The following is a 1,512-nucleotide window of genomic DNA, read 5'->3' on the forward strand; positions in this document are numbered from 1 at the left end:
GTTCTGGTGGTGGAGCGGCTTTCGGATGCCCGGCGTCTTGGGCATCGGGTGCTGGCGGTGGTTGCCGGGTCGGCGGTCAATCAGGATGGTGCGAGTAATGGTCTGACGGCGCCGAACGGTCCGTCGCAGCAGCGGGTGATTCGTGCGGCGCTCTCCGGTGCGGGGTTGAAGCCCGGGGATGTGGATGCGGTGGAGGCGCACGGCACGGGCACGGCCTTGGGTGATCCGATCGAGGCGCAGGCGTTGTTGGCCACGTATGGTCAGGATCGTGAACGGCCGTTGTGGCTGGGCTCGGTGAAGTCCAACATCGGCCATACGCAGGCCGCCGCCGGTGTCGCGGGGGTCATCAAGATGGTGCTGGCCATGCAGCACGGAACCCTGCCCCGCACCCTGCACGTGAATGAGCCGTCGTCCCATGTGGACTGGTCGGCAGAGGCGGTGCAACTGCTCACCGAGGGACGCGCATGGCCCGAGACGGGGCGGGTGCGCCGGGCGGGCGTGTCGGCGTTCGGCGTGAGCGGCACGAACGCGCACGTGGTGCTGGAGCAGCCCGTCTCCGAGGGAGCCGCGGCTGCGGGTGTGGAGGCTGTGCCGGGATCGGCGTTGGTGCCGTGGGTGGTGTCGGCCCGGAGCCGGGACGCTTTGCGGGCCCAGGCCGAACGGCTGGCGGGGTTCGCCGCCGAACGTGCTGGGCTGTCGGTCGTCGAGGTCGGTGTGTCGCTGGTGCGTTCGCGTTCGGTGTTCGAGCACCGGGCTGTGGTGTGGGGTGCGGATCGTGAGGAGTTGCTGAGCGGTCTCGTGGCTGTGGCGGCCGGTGAGTCTGCTGCTGGTGCGGTGGTGGGTGAGGTCGGCGAGGGTGGTCGTACCGGCTTCCTGTTCGCCGGGCAGGGGTCGCAACGGCCGGGCATGGGGCGGGAGTTGTACGAGGAGTACGCGGTCTTCGCGGACGCCTTCGACGCGGTGTGTGCCCACCTGGATCCAGAGCTCGAACTGCCCCTGCGAGAGGTGGTGTTCGGCGAGGACGGGGAGGTGCTGAACCGTACGGGGTACGCGCAGCCCGCCCTCTTCGCGCTGGAAGTGGCGTTGTTCCGGCTCCTGGAGTCCTGGGGTGTGCGGCCGGATGTGCTGACTGGGCACTCCATCGGTGAGATCGCCGCCTCCCATGTGGCCGGTGTGTGGTCCCTTGCCGATGCGTGCCGACTCGTGGTGGCGCGGGGTCGGTTGATGCAGGCGTTGCCCGAGGGTGGGGCGATGGTGGCGGTGGAGGCGTCCGAGGACGAGACCTTGCCGCTGCTGAACGACCGGGTGGGTCTTGCCGCGGTGAACGGGCCGCGGTCGGTGGTGGTGTCGGGTGACCGTGATGCGGTGGAGGAGGTCGCGGAGCATTTCCGTGCTCTGGGCCGTAGGACCAATGTCCTGCGGGTGAGTCATGCGTTCCATTCGCCGTTGATGGAGCCGATGCTGGCGGAGTTCCGGGCGGTTGCGGAGGATCTGGCGTACGAGCCGCCGCAG

Annotated in this window: 1 protein-coding gene; it reads left to right on the forward strand. The window is 69.3% G+C overall.

Features of this window, described 5'->3' with window-relative positions; all coding sequences use genetic code 11:
- Positions 1-1,512 (forward strand): type I polyketide synthase (locus tag ABZ822_RS32525; RefSeq protein ID WP_360862072.1); only part of this gene is annotated, 1,512 nt, incomplete at both ends.

It is taken from the genome of Streptomyces sp. NPDC047108, from assembly GCF_040643575.1.
GTDB lineage: Bacteria > Actinomycetota > Actinomycetes > Streptomycetales > Streptomycetaceae > Streptomyces.